Source organism: Ruegeria sp. CG4 (genome assembly GCF_056537185.1).
The window spans coordinates 79,958-97,226 of sequence record NZ_JBQFRB010000010.1 but is presented as its reverse complement, the minus strand read 5'-3'; the positions used below and the strand labels follow the sequence as shown (position 1 = coordinate 97,226).

The 17,269-nt window shown below is 58.5% G+C and carries 14 protein-coding genes; 4 read left to right on the top strand and 10 right to left on the bottom strand.

The genetic code is table 11. The features are described from left to right. Positions 1-9 precede the first annotated feature (9 nt). Complete coding sequence (locus ACR0J2_RS20550; RefSeq protein WP_480813675.1) at positions 10-2,193, bottom strand: transglycosylase domain-containing protein; 2,184 nt, start codon at positions 2,191-2,193, stop codon at positions 10-12. A 258-nt stretch (positions 2,194-2,451) separates the two neighbouring features. Between ACR0J2_RS20550 and ACR0J2_RS20545 the strand changes: the two genes are divergently transcribed. Beyond that, positions 2,452-2,790 (top strand): P-II family nitrogen regulator, encoded by a 339-nt coding sequence (locus tag ACR0J2_RS20545; RefSeq protein ID WP_170615599.1) that lies wholly within the window; start codon positions 2,452-2,454, stop codon positions 2,788-2,790. Between the two features lie 34 nt (positions 2,791-2,824). Continuing rightward, positions 2,825-4,150, top strand: a complete 1,326-nt coding sequence (locus ACR0J2_RS20540; protein ID WP_480813674.1) for an ammonium transporter — start codon at positions 2,825-2,827, stop codon at positions 4,148-4,150. Positions 4,151-4,216: 66 nt separating this feature from the next. Here the strand turns inward: ACR0J2_RS20540 and ACR0J2_RS20535 are convergent, their stop codons facing one another. The 4 genes from ACR0J2_RS20535 to ACR0J2_RS20520 form a co-directional block, all read right to left on the bottom strand. Next, entirely contained in the window at positions 4,217-5,401 is a 1,185-nt protein-coding gene (locus tag ACR0J2_RS20535) for an amino acid aminotransferase (protein ID WP_480813673.1), read from the bottom strand. Continuing rightward, entirely contained in the window at positions 5,401-6,255 is an 855-nt protein-coding gene (gene sseA / locus ACR0J2_RS20530) for a 3-mercaptopyruvate sulfurtransferase (RefSeq protein WP_480490835.1), read from the bottom strand. Before sseA ends, ACR0J2_RS20535 begins: the two co-directional genes overlap by 1 nt. A 70-nt stretch (positions 6,256-6,325) precedes the next feature. Further along, positions 6,326-6,598 carry a CBU_0592 family membrane protein gene (locus ACR0J2_RS20525; RefSeq protein ID WP_321250407.1) on the bottom strand — a complete coding sequence of 91 codons (273 nt, stop codon included), beginning with the start codon at positions 6,596-6,598 and terminating at the stop codon, positions 6,326-6,328. Continuing rightward, positions 6,598-7,158 (bottom strand): helix-turn-helix domain-containing protein, encoded by a 561-nt coding sequence (locus tag ACR0J2_RS20520; protein WP_480813672.1) that lies wholly within the window; start codon positions 7,156-7,158, stop codon positions 6,598-6,600. The genes ACR0J2_RS20525 and ACR0J2_RS20520 overlap by 1 nt, the downstream gene beginning before the upstream one ends. 107 nt (positions 7,159-7,265) lie before the next feature. On the opposite strand from ACR0J2_RS20520, the gene ilvD reads away from it, so the two are divergent. Next, complete coding sequence (ilvD, locus tag ACR0J2_RS20515) at positions 7,266-9,098, top strand: dihydroxy-acid dehydratase (protein ID WP_480813671.1); 1,833 nt, start codon at positions 7,266-7,268, stop codon at positions 9,096-9,098. A gap of 203 nt (positions 9,099-9,301) precedes the next feature. On the opposite strand, the gene ACR0J2_RS20510 is transcribed toward ilvD, so the two are convergent. Continuing rightward, positions 9,302-10,120, bottom strand: coding sequence for a sulfotransferase family protein (locus tag ACR0J2_RS20510; protein WP_170805790.1), 819 nt, complete (start codon positions 10,118-10,120; stop codon positions 9,302-9,304). A 143-nt stretch (positions 10,121-10,263) separates the two neighbouring features. On the opposite strand from ACR0J2_RS20510, the gene ACR0J2_RS20505 reads away from it, so the two are divergent. Then, positions 10,264-11,841: a DUF5928 domain-containing protein gene (locus ACR0J2_RS20505; RefSeq protein ID WP_480813670.1), complete on the top strand. Its 1,578-nt coding sequence runs from the start codon at positions 10,264-10,266 to the stop codon at positions 11,839-11,841. A 299-nt stretch (positions 11,842-12,140) separates the two neighbouring features. Here the strand turns inward: ACR0J2_RS20505 and ACR0J2_RS20500 are convergent, their stop codons facing one another. Genes ACR0J2_RS20500 through ACR0J2_RS20485 form a run of 4 tightly spaced genes read right to left on the bottom strand, consistent with a single transcriptional unit; the run spans position 12,141 to position 17,256 of the window. Further along, positions 12,141-13,085, bottom strand: a complete 945-nt coding sequence (locus ACR0J2_RS20500; RefSeq protein WP_170816042.1) for an ABC transporter substrate-binding protein — start codon at positions 13,083-13,085, stop codon at positions 12,141-12,143. 44 nt (positions 13,086-13,129) lie between these two features. Further along, positions 13,130-14,137 carry an ABC transporter permease gene (locus tag ACR0J2_RS20495; RefSeq protein WP_170615619.1) on the bottom strand — a complete coding sequence of 336 codons (1,008 nt, stop codon included), beginning with the start codon at positions 14,135-14,137 and terminating at the stop codon, positions 13,130-13,132. Next, positions 14,134-15,660: a sugar ABC transporter ATP-binding protein gene (locus ACR0J2_RS20490; protein ID WP_480813669.1), complete on the bottom strand. Its 1,527-nt coding sequence runs from the start codon at positions 15,658-15,660 to the stop codon at positions 14,134-14,136. The genes ACR0J2_RS20495 and ACR0J2_RS20490 overlap by 4 nt, the downstream gene beginning before the upstream one ends. Positions 15,661-15,702: 42 nt before the next feature. Continuing rightward, positions 15,703-17,256 carry a UxaA family hydrolase gene (locus ACR0J2_RS20485; RefSeq protein WP_480813668.1) on the bottom strand — a complete coding sequence of 518 codons (1,554 nt, stop codon included), beginning with the start codon at positions 17,254-17,256 and terminating at the stop codon, positions 15,703-15,705. Between the last annotated feature and the right edge of the window lie 13 nt (positions 17,257-17,269).

The window sequence follows — 17,269 nt, the reverse complement described above, 5'->3', positions numbered from 1 at the left end:
TGGCGCGAGTCAGTTCCCGCCAAAAATATCCTTCAGCAAGTTATCCACCGCTTTGGCAAAACTACCGGGTTTGCGTTTGGGATTTCTGGGTTTTGCCACCTGCTTGGGTTGTTCCGGCAGCATCATCGGCAATGGCGTGGGCGTCATCCCCTCGGTCACGCGCAGCATGGTTTCCCTCCATATCTCTGCGGGCAGACCGCCACCTGTCACTCCGGACAACGGCGTGTTGTCGTCATATCCCATCCAGACACCCGCAACATAATCCGCCGTAAAGCCAATGAACCACGCGTCACGCGCTGCCTGAGTCGTGCCGGTCTTGCCTGCCACCTGCCAACCCGGCAGCTTGGCGCGTTGGCCGGTGCCTTCGGAAACGACACGCTCCATCATCCAGGTCAGTTGCCGGGCTGCGTCATCGCGGATCACACGTTCACCAATCCCTGTCGTCGTTACCATCACCGGCGTTTCATCACCCAGCAGCTTGAGTTCCGTCAGACCGTAAGGTTCAACTGCTGAGCCACCGTTCAGGATGCCGGCATATGCTCCCGTCATCTCGATCAGCGTGCTTTCCGACGCGCCCAGCGCCAGTGCAGGGCCCTGCGCAAGATCGCTGGCGATACCGAAACCGCTGGCAACCGTGCGAACGTTTTCCAGCCCGGAAATCTCGGCGACTTTCACTGCTGGTATATTCAAGGAGTTCTTCAGCGCATCCGCCAGCGTGACCCGGCCATAATACTTCTTGGTATAGTTCTTGGGGCACCACTGCCCGGAACCGGGAATGTCGATGCAGTAGGGCTCGTCCACGACGATATCCAACGGGGAATACCCCAGTTCCAGCGCCGTGGCATAAACGAAGGGCTTGAACGAGGAACCGGTCTGGCGCAGCGCCTGGGTCGCCCGGTTGAACGCACCCGATACACGGGTCTTGCGACCACCGACCATCGCGCGCACGGCGCCATCAGCGGACATCACAACGATCGCGGCTTGCGCCTTGGACCCGTCGCGCACTTTTTCCTGAAAAATGTACTGCAGCGCCTCTTCAGCCGATTTCTGCAGGCGCTGATCCAGGGTGGTGCGGATTACCACGTCCTCGGTCGTGTTGCGGGTAAAGAACTCGGGCCCGCTGGCCATGACCCAGTCGGCGAAGTACCCGCCTGCCCGCGCGGCGGCGGCTTCGGAAAGCTCTGCCGGGTTATTTCGCGCTACTGATGCCTGAGAGGCCGTCAGGTAGCCCTGCGCCTCCATCAACCCGACCACAAGCCGAGCCCGGTCCTGCGAGCGTTGGAGATCGTTGGTGGGTGCAAACCGCGTCGGGGCGACCAGCAACCCGGCCAGCATCGCAGCCTGGGACGGATTGACCTCGGCCGCCGATATCCCGAAATACCGCTGACTTGCGGCCTCGAACCCGCGCGCACCGGCGCCAAGGAAAGCGCGGTTCAGATAGATCGTGAGAATCTCATCCTTGGAGTATTTGACTTCCATCGCCATCGCGTAGATGGCTTCCTTGGCCTTTCGCCAGAGTGACCCCTGCCGGCAATCAGCTTCATATGCGGCCTCTGATTCCCATTCGCTTGGCACATAAGGCACACCCAGGCACAACAGCTTGGCCGTCTGCTGCGTGATGGTCGACCCACCGTGGCCCGACAAGGGGCCGCGCCCTTCACTCAGATTGATGCGAACCGCGCTGGCCACACCCCGTGGGCTGACACCGAAATGGCGATAGAACCGCTTGTCCTCGGTCGCCACAACGGCGTTTTTGAGATGGGGAGAGACAGTGCTGGCCGTTATCACCCCGCCAAACTGATCACCGCGCCAGGCGAACACCTTGCCGTTGCGATCCAGCAGCGTGACCGAGCCACGCGCGCGACCGTCCAGCAGCGCATCAACATCCGGAAGCGTAGAATAGACCACGCCCACGGCCAACATCAGCAACAGCCCGACGATTGCGCCGACACGCCACGTCAGCCCCCAGAGCAGGCGGAAAACCCACCGGAACATGCGACGGAACACGCCGCCGCCACCACCGCCGGTGCGCCGGGTTTTCTTTCGCCCAGTCCTGCGCGTCGCCGTCTTGCGGGCGCTTGATTTCTTGCCAGCGGGTTTTGCAGCCCGCTTGGTCGCCGTGGGCTTTCGGCCCTTCGACGGATACCTTTTTTCTGCGACCAGTGGCGGCTTTCGGCGCTTGGACTCAGTCATGCTCAAACTCTGCCCGATTGTGCTTTTGCGTCACCTTACCTTGGCAACGCGGTCATGTAGAGGTGTGAAATTCCGGTAATTTCCCTCTCAGATGCGCCCAAAAATTAAACATACCGGAAATTTTGTGCAAAAAATGTGCAACTTTGCCCTGATTTCCCTCGCGTCCGGGTTATCAGACCGTTTCCTATGACGCCCGCTCAGGCTCTTTTTCTGCAGGTGCAAACAAACCGGCCTGCCCGGGAAGCAGAGGGGAAAGACGTGAAACTGATCATTGCGACAATCAAGCCGTTCAAGCTTGAGGAGGTGCGCGAGGCACTGACCGAAGCGGGCGTGCGCGGCATGATGGTAACCGAGATCAAGGGCTTTGGTTCGCAGTCGGGCCACACGGAAATCTATCGCGGCGCCGAGTACGCGGTGAACTTCGTGCCCAAGATCAAACTGGAAATCGTGGTTCCCGCCACGATGACCGACCAGATCGTAGAAACCATCACCAAAACAGCCAAAACCGGCAAGATCGGCGATGGCAAGGTTTTCGTCCTCGATGTCGAGCAGGCCCTGCGCGTGCGGACCGGGGAAACCAACGAAGAGGCGCTGTAAGGCGTCCCCACTCATAGTCATTCGAGGAAGTCACATGAACCTGATGAAATCTCTCATCCCTGCTGCCGCGCTTGTCGTGCTGCCGCAGATGGGCCTTGCGCAAGAGGCCGCCGCTGGCGAGACCGCGCAGCACACGCAATACATCCTGACCTCGCTGCTGTTCCTGGTTGGCGGGTTCCTGGTGTTCTGGATGGCCGCTGGTTTTGCCATGCTCGAGGCCGGTCTGGTGCGCTCCAAGAACGTGGCGATGCAGCTGATCAAGAACATGGGCCTGTTTTCGTTTGCCGCCATCATGTACTGGCTGGTCGGCTTCAACCTGATGTATCCGGGTGATGGCTGGACCATTACAGGCGTTCTTGGCGCGTTCTCGCCAACATCTCTGGAACCCGTCGGTCTCGCCGGAGTGGAGACCGACCTGTCCTATGCCTCCGTCGGCTCGGACTTCTTCTTCCAACTGATGTTCTGCGCCACCACTGCGTCGATTGTCTCGGGCACCATGGCGGAACGTGTCAAACTATGGCCGTTCTTCGCCTTTGTGATCGTGCTGACCGGTATCATCTACCCGATTGAAGCATCCTGGCAGTGGGGCGGCGGCTGGCTATCCGAGATGGGCTTCAGTGACTTCGCTGGCTCGACTCTGGTCCATGCCGCAGGTGGCTTCGCGGCGCTGGCAGGCGCCATCGTGCTGGGCCCACGTATCGGCAAGTACAACAAGGACGGCAAGGTTGTTCCGATCCCCGGTTCGAACCTGGCGCTGGCCACTTTGGGCACGTTCATCCTTTGGCTGGGTTGGTTCGGCTTCAACGGCGGTTCGCAGCTGGCAATGGGCACCATTGGAGACATGGCCGACATCAGCCGTATCTTTGCCAACACCAACATGGCTGCTGCAGCGGGTGCTGTCGCCACGCTGATCCTGACGCAACTGATGTACGGCAAGGTCGACCTGACCATGGTACTGAACGGAGCGCTGGCTGGTCTGGTGTCGATCACCGCCGAACCGCTGGCCCCGTCGCTGTTCCAGGCGCTGATCATCGGCGCAATCGGTGGCGTTATCGTCGTCCTGACCGTCCCGATGTTGGACCGCATGAAGATCGACGACGTGGTTGGCGCAATCCCGGTTCACCTGATCGCAGGCTTCTGGGGTACGTTCATTGTGGCATGGACCAACAGTGACGCCAGCTTTGTGACCCAGATCATCGGCTTTGCCGCCATAGGCATCTTCGTCTTTGTGGTCAGCTATATCCTCTTCTCGGTTCTCAAGGCCACGGTCGGCCTGCGGGTTGGCGAAGAAGAAGAGATCAACGGGCTCGACATGGGCGAGCTGGGTATGGAAGCCTATCCGGAATTCTCCAAGGGCTAAACCTTAAGAAAAAACAAAAAAACCCGGGCAGTTCTGCCCGGGTTTTCTTATTCAAAGCAAGCGAACTCAAGCTCCAACGTCGACAATCGCCTTGGCCAGAATCGGCACGGTTGTTGCGTTCAGTCCGGCGATATTCAGACGGCTGTCACCAACCATGTAGATACCGTGGTCGACCCGCAGTTTTTCAACCAGTTCCGGCGAGGCGCCGAGTCGCGAGAACATGCCGCGGTGCTGAGCGATGAAACCGAACCGGTCCGATCCGCTCAGGCGTTGCAGCTCGTCCGCCAGTTGCTTGCGCAATCCCAGCATGGACAGACGGGTTTCTTCCAGTTCGGCCTGCCATTCAGCACGCAGCGCTTCGTCCATCAGGATGGTCGTCACAACCCGCGCACCGTGATCGGGCGGGAAGGAATAGTTCTGGCGATTCAGGAAGGCCAGAGTGGCTTGGTTCAAAGCCGTCTGCCCCGCGTCCGCGCTGACGGCCATCAACAGGCCGGTACGCTCGCGATAGACACCGAAGTTCTTGGAACAGGACGCCGCGATCAGGCATTCCTTGACCGATGACGCCACCAACCGGACCGCCTGCGCGTCTTCTTCCAGACCGTCGCCAAACCCCTGGTAAGCAATGTCGATCATCGCCACCAAACCACGCTCGTTGATCAGGTTTATGACGTCCTGCCACTGCACCATGTTCAGATTGGCGCCGGTCGGGTTGTGGCAGCAACCATGCAGCAAAACAACGTCGCCCGCATTGGCGGTTTTCAGATCCTCGATCATGCCGTCGAAATCAACGCCGCGGGTATCGCCGTCGAAATATCGATACTGAACCGTCTCCATGCCCAGATAATTCAGAATGGACAGGTGGTTCGGCCATGTCGGGTTCGACACGAAGACGCGCGCCGAGGGGTTGGCCATGCGGATCAATTCGAACGCCTGTCGGCAGGCACCGGTCCCGCCAGGGGTCGCAACAGCTGCAATGTTTCCCCGCGGTACGGACGTGCCCAAGATCAGGCCGATCATCACATCTGCAAAGGCCGGATCGCCGGCCAGCCCTGTATAGGCTTTGGATTCCTGCTCTTCCAGTATGCGCTGCTCGGCGGCCTTGACCGAGCGCATCACCGGCGTCACACCCTCGGCATTTTTGTAGACGCCCACGCCCAGATCAATCTTCTGATCACGCGGGTCCTCGCGGTACATCTGCATCAGCATCAGGATTTTATCCGCAGGCTTCGGCTTGAGGAATTCGAACATCAGTTCTCTCCGGTTGCGACGGGAAGGGTCGGGAAGGCGCCCCATTCAGCCCAGGAGCCGTCATAGAGCGAGTGATCTTTCTTGCCCATGCGTTCAAGCGCAAGGCTGAGGATTGCAGCGGTAACGCCAGATCCGCAGGACGTGATCGCCGGTTTCGACAGATCAACGCCGGCGGCCTCGAAAACGGCACGGCAATCTTGGGGCGATTTCATTGTGCCATTGGCGTTCAACAACTGGCCAAACGGGACATTGCGCGATCCTGGAATATGCCCCGAACGCAGGCCTTCCCGCGGCTCGACCTCAGTTCCGGCGAAACGGGCGGCAGAACGGGCATCAATGATCTCGTGATCTGCCAGTTTCGCTGCCGCAGACACTTGCGTGACGTCCCGAACCAGATGGTTCTGCACCCGGACTGTCATGTGGCGGTCGCGGATGACGGGCGGCAGATCCTCGAGCTCGCGCCCTTCCGCGTTCCATTTCGGCAATCCCCCATCCAGAATGGCGATGTTTTCCTGACCCATAAGCCGGAACAGCCACCAGACCCGGGCTGCGGACATCAGACCGGCCCCGTCGTAGACGACGACCTGATGACCATCACCCACGCCCATCGCACGCAGGCGCGACATGAATTTCTCGACCGGAGGGGCCATGTGCGGCAGGTCCGAACGGTGGTCTGAAATCTCGTCGATATCGAAGAACCGCGCCCCGGGAATATGGCCCGCGTCATATTCAGCCCTGGCATCGCGGTTTTGCGAAGGCAAATACCACGACCCGTCCAGAATCCGCAGATCCGGGTCCTTGATATGTGCGGCCAGCCATTCGGTAGATACGAGGGTTTTCGGATCGTCCTGCATCAATGCCTCCCCTGAGCGAGCTTGATTTTTCCCTATACCCGGCAGCATAGGGGTTCAAGGCTGGATAGGGCTATTCTGCCGCGCTGCGCAGGCGAAAATGCTGAATAATTCCGATGAAACTGATCAAAATCCAGAACCCTTCGATCAGCATCGAAGCCAGATTGAAATTGTGCACCAGAGAATAGACGATCAGCACTGAACCCAGAAGGTTGATCACCGGAAAGGCCAGATCGTCGGAATTCATCATTCGCATTTGCGTTGCGAAATACGCGGCGACCACGATCAAGGCGCCAAACGAACCGATTGCATCCACGATCGTGAGGGTGTTCAGAACATCGGTCATCAATGAGCCTTGCCGTTTTCAGAATTGTCAGAGTGCTGTCCGTAATGGTGCATATTCAAAAACGCAGCACCCTGCGCGCCCGCGCGATACCCATGAGGCACGTCGGCTGCAAAGCGCAATCCCTGTCCGGCATGTAAGGGCACCCATTCCTCGCCACGCAGAATTTCAAGTGTTCCGCCCAGAACAAAGACTTCCTCGGTAACACCAACCGCGTGTGCAGGCGATTCGTGGCTCTGGTTCGGGTTCAGATTGACGTGGAATGTCTCAGCCCCCAATGCGGGATCGAAAGGGAACACGATCTTGACCTCTATACTGCCGGGAAACGTGACCGTCTGAAAGACGGATGGATCGCCGATCGCCGTGTCGATCAGAGCACTCAGTGGCAGTTGGAACCCTTTGGCGATTTTCCACAGCGTCGCGATGGTCGGGCTGGATTCGCCGCGCTCGATCTGACCCAGCATCGCTTTGCTGACTCCGGTCATCTCGGCCACCTTGGACAGGCTGAGGCCGGATGCTGCGCGCACATCCCTCAGCTTCAGTGTAATATCGTCAGAGTTCATGTCAGCGTCCCGCGAATCCTCTTGTGCGTTATAGCGCACATGTGATACGTGCGCTATAACGCACGAAACCCGATCTATGCAACCCGAGGCAACAGGGAAACAGCATCATGCCATTGTACCGATCCAGAACCTCCACTCATGGCCGCAACATGGCGGGCGCACGCGGCTTGTGGCGCGCCACTGGCATGGAGGATGACGATTTTGGCAAACCGATCATCGCCATCGTCAATTCGTTCACCCAATTCGTGCCCGGGCATGTGCACCTGAAGGATCTGGGACAGATAGTTGCGCGCGAGGTCGAGGCCGCAGGCGGCGTCGCCAAAGAATTCAACACCATCGCGGTAGATGACGGCATCGCCATGGGCCATGACGGCATGCTCTATTCGCTGCCCTCGCGCGAGGTAATCGCGGATTCGGTTGAATACATGGTTAACGCCCATTGTGCAGATGCGATGGTCTGCATCTCGAACTGCGACAAGATCACCCCCGGCATGCTGATGGCTGCGATGCGCCTGAACATCCCGGCGATCTTTGTCTCAGGTGGACCGATGGAGGCCGGCAAGATCGACATCGCGGATCTGGACGTCAAGAAAATCGACCTCGTGGACGCGATGGTTGCCGCCGCGGACGACAAGTACACCGACGAACAGGTTCAGCACATCGAGGAAAACGCCTGCCCGACCTGCGGGTCGTGTTCGGGCATGTTCACCGCGAACTCGATGAATTGCCTGGCCGAGGCGCTGGGTTTGGCGTTGCCGGGTAACGGCTCGACCCTGGCGACGCATGCTGATCGCAAGGATTTGTTCCTGGAAGCCGGCCGCCGCATCGTCGAGATCACCAAGCGGCATTACGATCTGGACGAAAAAGGCTTCCTTCCCCGCGAAATCGCCACGTTCGACGCGTTCGAAAATGCCATGAGTCTGGATATCGCGATGGGTGGGTCCACCAACACTGTTTTGCACTTGCTGGCTATCGCGCATGAGGGCGAGGTTCATTTCACCATGTCCGACATGGATCGCCTCAGCCGCAAGGTGCCGTGTTTGTGCAAGGTCGCGCCCAACACCGAGAATGTGCATATGGAAGACGTTCACCGCGCTGGCGGCATCTTCTCGATCCTGGGCGAGTTGAGCCGTGCAGGCCTGTTGCACGAAGAATGCAGCACGGTCCATTCCGCCACGATGGGTGAAGCGATTGCCAATTGGGACATCAAGATCGCCAACAACCCCAAGGCGCAGGAGCTGTTCAAGGCTGCCCCCGGCGGCGTGCGCACCACCCAGGCATTCAGCCAGTCGAACCGGTACAAGGAGCTGGACACCGACCGCGAAGGTGGTGTGATCCGCTCGAAAGAACATGCGTTCAGCCAGGACGGCGGTCTGGCGGTTCTGTTCGGAAACATCGCGCGCGACGGCTGCATCGTGAAAACTGCCGGGGTGGATGCAAACATCCTGAAGTTCACCGGGTCGGCCTATGTCTGCGAAAGCCAGGATCAGGCGGTGAACGATATCCTCACCGGCAAGGTCAAGGAAGGTGACGTGGTGGTCATCCGCTACGAAGGTCCGCGGGGCGGGCCGGGGATGCAGGAAATGCTCTACCCGACTTCGTATCTGAAATCCAAAGGTCTGGGCAAAGCCTGCGCATTGCTGACAGACGGGCGCTTCTCGGGCGGCACGTCGGGGTTGTCCATCGGTCACGTCTCGCCTGAAGCCGCCGAGGGCGGCGAGATCGGCCTGGTGCAGAACGGCGATACAATCGAGATCGACATTCCAAACCGCTCCATCCATCTGGCCGTGTCGGACGAAGAACTTGCCGCCCGTCGCGAGGAACAGGACGAGAAAGGCTGGGTGCCCACGCAGCCGCGCAAACGCAAAGTTTCAACCGCGCTGAAAGCCTACGCGAAACTGACCACCAGTGCAGCCAAAGGGGCCGTTCGCCAGGTTTGACCCCGAAACGGACCGGTTCTTTTCGCGAAGAACCGGCGGGTCTGCCTACTTAACAAAAGCTCCCGCGCCCAATCGCACCATCGGCGTTGCCGATGCCACGTTCGGACTTGGGCTCGGCGCCGCGCATTGCGCGGCGCCGGGCCCAACCAAAGGAGGTGTTTCGCAAGAAGCACTGACGATGGGCAGGAGCGTTTGCGGTTTGGTCAATCACCAAGTTTGGCGTGAACCTCGTCCAGATCGATTTCACCGATCGGCATCTTGTTTGCCGGGTTTTCGAAATCGTATTTGAATAGATCGAAATCCTGTTTGTAGATCTCATAGACCAGATGCATCGACAGGTCGTCGAAATAAGCCTCGACCGGATGCGCGCGCTTGGGCCCGTGTCCTTCGGATTCGTTGAACCGCGGAATATCCGACAATGCTATGGCGTGAGGGGTCTGGATGTGATCCAGAACATCCTGCATCCCGTCGTTGAAACGTTCGGTCCAGAAAATCCGGTCATACCGCCCGCCATTCACGATGAAAGTCGAGACATGCCCGGACATCGCCGACCAGTGAATGTCCGGATCCATCGGGCGCCGCCAGCGAATCGTATCACGCGCAAAAAGCAGGAACCGGCGAAAGCTGGCGATCTGGTCGAACTCTCCCTTGCCGTCGTCGCCGCCAACCTCGATGCCGTAATTGTAAACCAGCGTCGGCACAAGGTTGCCGCGATACCGTTTTCCATTGCGCTGAATGCCGCAGATCTTGTCGAAAAACGAACTCAGAACGCGGGTGTACGGGTTGCGCACGCAGGTAAAGGAGTAAGATGCGTGCGAGCGGACATTGGTTGAAATCGGGTCCTGACTCGGGCCAAAAGCCCATTTATGCATGCCATCTTTGGCATCATGTATGTCGCCATCAAAGAACCTGCCATGATCGGAATAATACATGATCTGCCCGATGGTCGAGCAGGCACATTTGGGCACAACACGGTAAACCATGCTTTCACTTTCGGTCATCCAGGTGCCGGGAAAACCCATCTGCTGTGCCTCCTTATCCGATCGGGTCTCAGATTGACGCGTCGGCTTTGGACCCCAAAGAAGCAAAAAAATTCTGTTTATTCAATCGCTCATCCTCAGTATCACGGTTGCGAACAGGCAGAAACGGAAATCGCGTAACTCAGATGGCAAAGATTGCCTATATTTTGCTGTGCCACAAAGACCCCGACGCGATCATCGCGCAGGCCCGGCAACTGACTGCGGCCGGTGACTGCATGGCGATCCATTTCGATGCGCGTGCAAAGGCTGAAGATTACGCCAGAATACAAATGGCCCTGAAGGACAACCCGAACGTCGCATTTGCGGTCAAACGGATCAAATGCGGCTGGGGTGCCTGGTCGCTGGTTCAGGCAACGCTCCACGCGCTTTCAGCAGCGGTCGAAAGTTTTCCGCGCGCAACGCATTTCTACATGCTGTCAGGCGACTGCATGGCGATCAAGACAGCCGAATACGTTCACGATTTCCTGAACCGCAACGATTTGGATTTCATCGAAAGCCACGACTTTTTCGAAAGCAACTGGATCAAGACCGGCATGAAGGACGACCGGCTGATCTATCGACACTATTTCAATGAACGTACGCAAAGCGGGCGGTTCTATGCGTCATACGAAATACAAAAACGTATGGGCCTGACCCGTGAAATCCCGCAAGACCTGCAGGTCATGATCGGCAGCCAATGGTGGTGTCTGCGACGCCAGACCGTGGAAAATATCCTGGATTTCCTGCACCAGAGACGCGATGTTGTCCGGTTCTTCGCGACAACCTGGATTCCGGACGAGACCTTTTTTCAAACGCTTGTCCGCCATCTTATCCCAAGACGGGAAATCGAGAACCGGACGCTGACCTTTCTGATGTTCTCGGATTACGGCATGCCGGTGACGTTCTATAACGACCATTATGACATGCTGCTTGGTCAGGATTATCTGTTCGCCCGCAAGATCAGCCCCGAAGCGCTTGAGCTCAAGGAAAGACTGGGAAAACTCTACGCCAGCGACGGCATTGACTTCCAGATTTCGAATGAAGGACGTAGCCTCTATGACTTTCTGGCCGGGCGTGGGCGGGTTGGCCGGCGTTATGCCTCGCGTTTTTGGGAAGCTGGAAACACGCTGGACCCGGGACGCGAAATCTACCTGATCGCCTGCAAGAAGTGGCACGTCGCCAAGCGGCTGGTCGATCAGATCATGTCGGAAACAGACATTCCCTGCGTTGAATACCTGTTCAACGAACAGGATTCGCCATTGCCGGACCTGGGAGGTATTGAAACCACCCTGGTCAAACGGGGACGTCATCGGCGCGCCGTGGTGCGCATGCTTTTCGAATGTTTTGAAACTGACAGGCTGGTCCTTTGCGTGGACCCTGCAAACCTTGAGATCATTCAGGATTTTTGTGCGGATCAGGCCCGGACGCATGTTCTGGAGATCGAATGCGATTACTCGGATGAGTACCTGATCGGCCACGCACGCCGTGTCGGACTGGCCGGGGAAAACACGCCGACGCAGCGGGTCGCCCATCTGTTGCCCACGCTCAGAAACTCATTGGCTTACGAATCTGAACTGATCCGCGGTGCAGGGCTTGAGGGCCATTTTCGCCTTCGCGAATCCGCCGAACGCGAAGAAAACGAAGCGGCGATCGCCGCGTTTCTGAGGATTTCTCCGGAAAAGGCGCGGTTGGTCATGCAGTTGGACTATCTGTTTCTGGACTGAGACCATGCGGCTTTGCGACGGTATCCGCCCGGCGGCACGACAGGTCTCTCGGGCAATCGATCAATCGCATCCACGTCCGGTTTCGTTTTGTTGCAATATTCGTCGATCAACTTTTGGGTCTGAGGTTGCCGACCCCGATAGCACGTAGCCGAAACAATCCACATCAAACTCGATATTGAAACGCACCGCGCTGGGATCACTCGATGCGCAGATCCTTCTGAGCCTTTGTGTCTATTCGGTGTGTTGCCATCGAAGAAAAAAGCCCACCGAACGGCGGGCTTTTTTTGGGGCGTTTCGACTTAGTCGTACAGTACGGCGGCGATTGCCGGATCTTCCATATTGGACGCGTCATAGTAGTAGAACCCGGTATCAATCAGGGCTGGTACACTTTCACCCTTGGACGCGGCCACCGCCGCCTTTACCGTTTCGTATCCGATACCGACGGGGTTCTGGGTAATGGCCCCTGCCATCAGGCCGCTCTTGATCGCGTCCTTCTGGGCCTTGCCGCTGTCATAGCCAATAATGACCAGACCTTCGGTGCCCAGTTCCTGCACACCGTTCACAACGCCAATCGCCGATCCTTCGTTGGTTCCGAAAATACCGTTCAGATCTGGATTGGCTGTCAGGATCGCCTTTGTCACCTCGGTGGATTTCAGATGGTCGCCCTGTCCGTACTGAACGGTTACGACCTCGATATCGGGATACTTCTCGGCGATGCGATTGACGAACCCATCGCGACGATCGATGCCCGTGCGGCTGGTCTGGTCATGGGCCACGACGGCAACCTTTCCTTTGCCACCCAGCATTTCAGCCATCTTGTCAGCGGCCAGACCCGCAGCAGCCAGATTGTCGGTGGTCGCAGTGGACACCGGAATGTCACTGTCTACCCCGCTGTCGAATGCGATGATCGGAATGCCCTTATCATTGGCTTGTTTCAGCAGCGGGATCGCCGCCTGGCTGTCCAGCGCGGCAAAGCCGATAGCCTTGGGGTTGTTCGCCAGCGCGGCGGCCAGCATATCGATCTGGCGATCCACCATGGTTTCGTTATCAGGCCCTTCGAACGTGATGGTGACATTGTACTCGTCCGCCGCCTGCTCGGCACCGGCCTTCACGGCCTGCCAGAACTGGTGCTGGAACCCTTTGGACACCAGCGGGATATAGACGTCCTCGGCCACGGCCATCGAGGCCGGAACGGAAAGGCTGGCAGCACTGAGCGCCCCCAGAATGAAACGACGTGTAAACATGATTTTCTCCTCCAGTTGGTCGTTTTTTTCGTTTTCTGAAATGATCAGCCGGTTTTCTTGCGCCGGGCCATGTCGGCATAGACGGCAAGGATGATGATTGCTCCGGTCACGACGGTCTGCCATTCCTGCGCGACCGACAGCACCCGCAGACCATTGGTCAGAACCGCCATGATCAGCGCGCCGATCAGTGTGCCCAGGATGGTGCCGCGCCCGCCGGACAGGGATGTGCCGCCGATCACCACGGCTGCAATCGCCTCCAGCTCGTACCCAAGACCCAATGCCGGTTGCGCCGAATTCAGCCGCGAGGCGATCAGGATTCCCGCAATGCCGCAGATCGCACCGGCCAGCGCATAGATACGCATCTTCCACATGTCGGTGTTCACACCGGACAGGCGCACGGCCTCTTCGTTCGAGCCCAGCGCGAAAGTATAGCGGCCCAGAACGGTGCGCCCCAAGATGTACGAGGCGGCGATGGCCACGAGAAACAGGATCAGCACGCCATTGGGGATCGGCAGCGCCGGAATGACCTCTCCGATCAGCGACCCGCGCGAGATCTGGTCGAAACCAGGTGTGTCATTGAAATAGATCGGCCGCGTGCCGGAAATCACCAGTGACAGACCCTTCAGGATCAGCATCATACCCAGCGTGGCGATGAAGGGCGGGATTTTCATCTTCGCCACGAATGTGCCCGAGCACAGTCCGCAGAACGCTCCAGCCGCGATGGCCGCTGCCACACCCAGCAGCAAAGGCATGCCCAGATAGGTCAAAACCACGCCGGCGATGACCGCGCAAAACGTCATCAGCGTACCCACCGATAGGTCAATCCCACCGGTAATGATCACCAATGTCGCTGCCACCGCCAGCACACCGTTGACCGACGTTGCCTGCAGAATGGCAATCATGTTCGAGGTCTGCATGAAGTTGGGCGATGCGATCGAGAAGCCGATCAGCAGGGCGATCAGGCTGGCGAAGGCCAGCAGCTTCTGGTACGCGCCGCTTTCCGACAGGCCCGCAAGTGGCTTTTTCTTGTCGAGATCCGTTGCTGTGGTCATTGCACTGTCCCTGTAACCTGCATCGCCGCCTTGCGTTGGGTGGCCAGATGCATGATGTCTTCCTGAGTGGTGTCTTTTCCGCCGGGCAGGATGCCGGTCAGCCGGCCCTCGCACATCACGGCGATGCGATGGCTCAGCCGCATGATCTCGGGCAGTTCGGATGAGATCACGATGATGGTTTTGCCTTGTTCTGCCAGCTCTTCCAGCAGCTTGTAGATTTCCGATTTTGCGCCGACATCGATGCCGCGCGTCGGCTCGTCAAAGATCAGAATGTCGCAATCCCGCAGCAACCATTTGGCAATGACAACCTTTTGCTGGTTGCCCCCTGACAACAGCCGCACTTCCTGCACATCGGATGGCGTCCGGATGCCCAGTTGATTGATGTAGCTTTTGGCGGCGGTGCCGATTTCGCCGTCGTTCAGAACGCCGCCTGTACCGGTGAAAAGATCCATCGAAGCCAGCGCGATATTGTCCCGTACGTTCATGCCGGTGGCGAGGCCGAAGTGCTTGCGATCCTCGGAAAGGTATCCGATCCCAGCCCGCACCGCATCCCTGGGGGATCTGATCGAGACGGATTGTCCGTGTACCCGGATTTCACCGCTGTCTTTCGGGTCCGCTCCAAATATGGCCCGCGCCACCTCGGTCCGGCCCGCCCCCATGAGACCCGCAAATCCCAGGATCTCACCCTTCTGGACCGAGAAGCTGACATCCTGAATTTCGACGCCCCGTGACAGGTTGCTGATCTCAAGTGAGACTTCGGCCCCGGCCAGATCGGGTACTTCCAGCGGTTCTTCCTTGACCTCGCGGCCCACCATCATCGCGATGATCTGGCTGATCGGGGTTTCGGCGGCATCGACCGTGCCGACATATTCGCCGTCGCGCATCACCGTGACCCTGTCGGCGATCTGTTTCAGTTCGTCCATCTTGTGGCTGATATAGACAATGCCCACGCCTTCGGCCTTGAGGCGGCGGATGATTACAAAGAGTTCGGCAATCTCTGCATCGTTCAACGCCGCCGTTGGTTCATCCATGATCAGCACTTTCGAGCGGTAGGACAGAGCCTTGGCGATCTCGACCATCTGTTGCTTGGCAATGGTCAGGCCACCGACCTGCGCCCTTGGGTCGAGCCCCAGGTTCATCGAAGCAAAGATGTCGGCTGTCTGTGCATTCAGCGCCGCATCGTCCAGTCGACCAAAGCTTTTGCGCGGCTCGCGGCCGATAAAGATGTTCTGCGCCACGGTCAGATCGTTCATCAGGCTCAGCTCCTGATGAATAATGCCGATCCCCAGATCCTGCGCCTGACGCGGGGATTGCGGACTGACGACCCGGCCTTCGACCGACAATAACCCACCATCGCGCTGATAAATGCCTGAAAGGATTTTCATCAGCGTGCTTTTCCCGGCGCCGTTCTCGCCCATCAGCGCGTGAACCTCGCCGGGCACCAGATCGAACTGCACGGATTTCAGCGCGTGCACGCCGGGGAAGTGTTTTTCAATCCCCGTCATTTCGACCAGTTTCGTCATTTCTCCTCCCATTTGTCCCTCAGTCCCCGTGTCGCATCCGGTTCACATCACCGCTCCGATCTGCCACGGAACAAACTCGACCCCTCCGAAGCCAAGCTGCTCGCTTTTCGTCTGTTCGCCCGATGCGACGCGGATCAGAATCTCGAACAGTTCCTCGCCCTTGGCTTCGATGCTGACGCCCTCGGTGACGATGTCGCCGCAGTTCAGGTCCATGTCGTCGGACATGCGGGCATACATTTCGGAATTGGTGGCCAGCTTGATGCAGGGTGTCGGCTGATAGCCGGAAACCGAGCCGCGCCCGGTGGTGAACACAATCAGGTTCGACCCTGACGCCACCTGACCTGTGACCGAGCAGGGATCAAACCCCGGACTGTCCATGAAAACAAACCCGTGTTTGTCGACGATCTGGCCAAACTCGTACACATCGCGCAGAGGCGCCGTACCGCCCTTGGCGACCGCACCCAGCGATTTTTCCAGAATCGTCGTCAGCCCGCCGCGTTTGTTGCCGGGGCTGGGGTTGTTGTCCATCTCGCCGCCGTTTCGTTCCGTGTAGTCCTCCCACCAGCGGATGCGGGCGATCAGCTTTTCTCCAACTTCGACGGTTTCGGCACGACGGGTCAAAAGATGTTCCGCACCGTAGATTTCGGACGTCTCCGACAGAATGGTCGTGCCACCGTGCCGAACCAGCAGGTCCGAGGCATAGCCAAGCGCCGGGTTTGCCGTGATGCCGGAATACCCGTCTGAACCGCCGCATTGCATTCCAACAGTGATTGCACTGACGGGCGCGGGTTGCCGGGTGGCCTGATTGGCCAGTTCGGCAATTCCGCGCAGCTCCTCCAGCCCCCGCTCGATGGTTCGGCGCGTTCCGCCCTCGTTCTGGATCGTCATGTAGCGCAATGCGCCATCGTGACGGATCGGACGCCCCCCGACCAGATCGGACACCTGCATGACTTCGCAACCCAGACCGATCAGAAGAATGCCACCAAAATTCGGGTGCTGCGCATAGCCTGCCAACGTGCGGAATAGGGCGGCATAGCCTTCGTTCTTGCCGGACATTCCGCAACCGGTGCCATGAACAATCGGCACAATGCCGTCGACGTTGGGGTAAGCATCCAGAAGGCCCGATTTCTCGGCCGCCTCGGAAATGAAACGCGCGACCGAGCCGGAACAGTTCACGGTGGTCAGAATGCCGATGTAATTCCGCGTGCCCACTTTACCGTCCGCTCGGTGAAACCCCTGAAAGGTCCGGGTGTGATGTATTTCGGGCAATGGCACGCAGGCAGACGCATGCGCATAGTCCTGCTGATGCTCTCCCATCCCAAGGTTGTGGACATGGACATGCGCGCCCGGCGCAATATCTGACTTGGCCTGCCCGATGATCTGGCCATACCGGATCACATTCGTCCCTTCGGGGATATGCACCACGGCAATCTTGTGGCCACGCCCGATCGAACCCGGCAAAGGCGCAGGCACTCCTGTCGGGCAGTCGCCAGCCGAAAGATCCCGCAGCGCAATGACCACATTGTCATCCGGGTTCAGCCTGACGGTGTCCTGCGCCTTGTCCTGAAGGCCCTTGTTTTTCTGCTGTGCTTGCATTGTTTTCCCATTT

Coding starts and splice junctions, on each gene's coding strand:
- ACR0J2_RS20550 (WP_480813675.1), bottom strand. CDS start 2,193: ATGACTGAGTCCAAGCGCCGAAAGCCGCCACTGGTCGCAGAAAAAAGG.
- ACR0J2_RS20540 (WP_480813674.1), top strand. CDS start 2,825: ATGAACCTGATGAAATCTCTCATCCCTGCTGCCGCGCTTGTCGTGCTG.
- ACR0J2_RS20535 (WP_480813673.1), bottom strand. CDS start 5,401: ATGTTCGAATTCCTCAAGCCGAAGCCTGCGGATAAAATCCTGATGCTG.
- sseA (WP_480490835.1), bottom strand. CDS start 6,255: ATGCAGGACGATCCGAAAACCCTCGTATCTACCGAATGGCTGGCCGCA.
- ACR0J2_RS20525 (WP_321250407.1), bottom strand. CDS start 6,598: ATGACCGATGTTCTGAACACCCTCACGATCGTGGATGCAATCGGTTCG.
- ACR0J2_RS20520 (WP_480813672.1), bottom strand. CDS start 7,158: ATGAACTCTGACGATATTACACTGAAGCTGAGGGATGTGCGCGCAGCA.
- ilvD (WP_480813671.1), top strand. CDS start 7,266: ATGCCATTGTACCGATCCAGAACCTCCACTCATGGCCGCAACATGGCG.
- ACR0J2_RS20510 (WP_170805790.1), bottom strand. CDS start 10,120: ATGGGTTTTCCCGGCACCTGGATGACCGAAAGTGAAAGCATGGTTTAC.
- ACR0J2_RS20505 (WP_480813670.1), top strand. CDS start 10,264: ATGGCAAAGATTGCCTATATTTTGCTGTGCCACAAAGACCCCGACGCG.
- ACR0J2_RS20500 (WP_170816042.1), bottom strand. CDS start 13,085: ATGTTTACACGTCGTTTCATTCTGGGGGCGCTCAGTGCTGCCAGCCTT.
- ACR0J2_RS20495 (WP_170615619.1), bottom strand. CDS start 14,137: ATGACCACAGCAACGGATCTCGACAAGAAAAAGCCACTTGCGGGCCTG.
- ACR0J2_RS20490 (WP_480813669.1), bottom strand. CDS start 15,660: ATGACGAAACTGGTCGAAATGACGGGGATTGAAAAACACTTCCCCGGC.
- ACR0J2_RS20485 (WP_480813668.1), bottom strand. CDS start 17,256: ATGCAAGCACAGCAGAAAAACAAGGGCCTTCAGGACAAGGCGCAGGAC.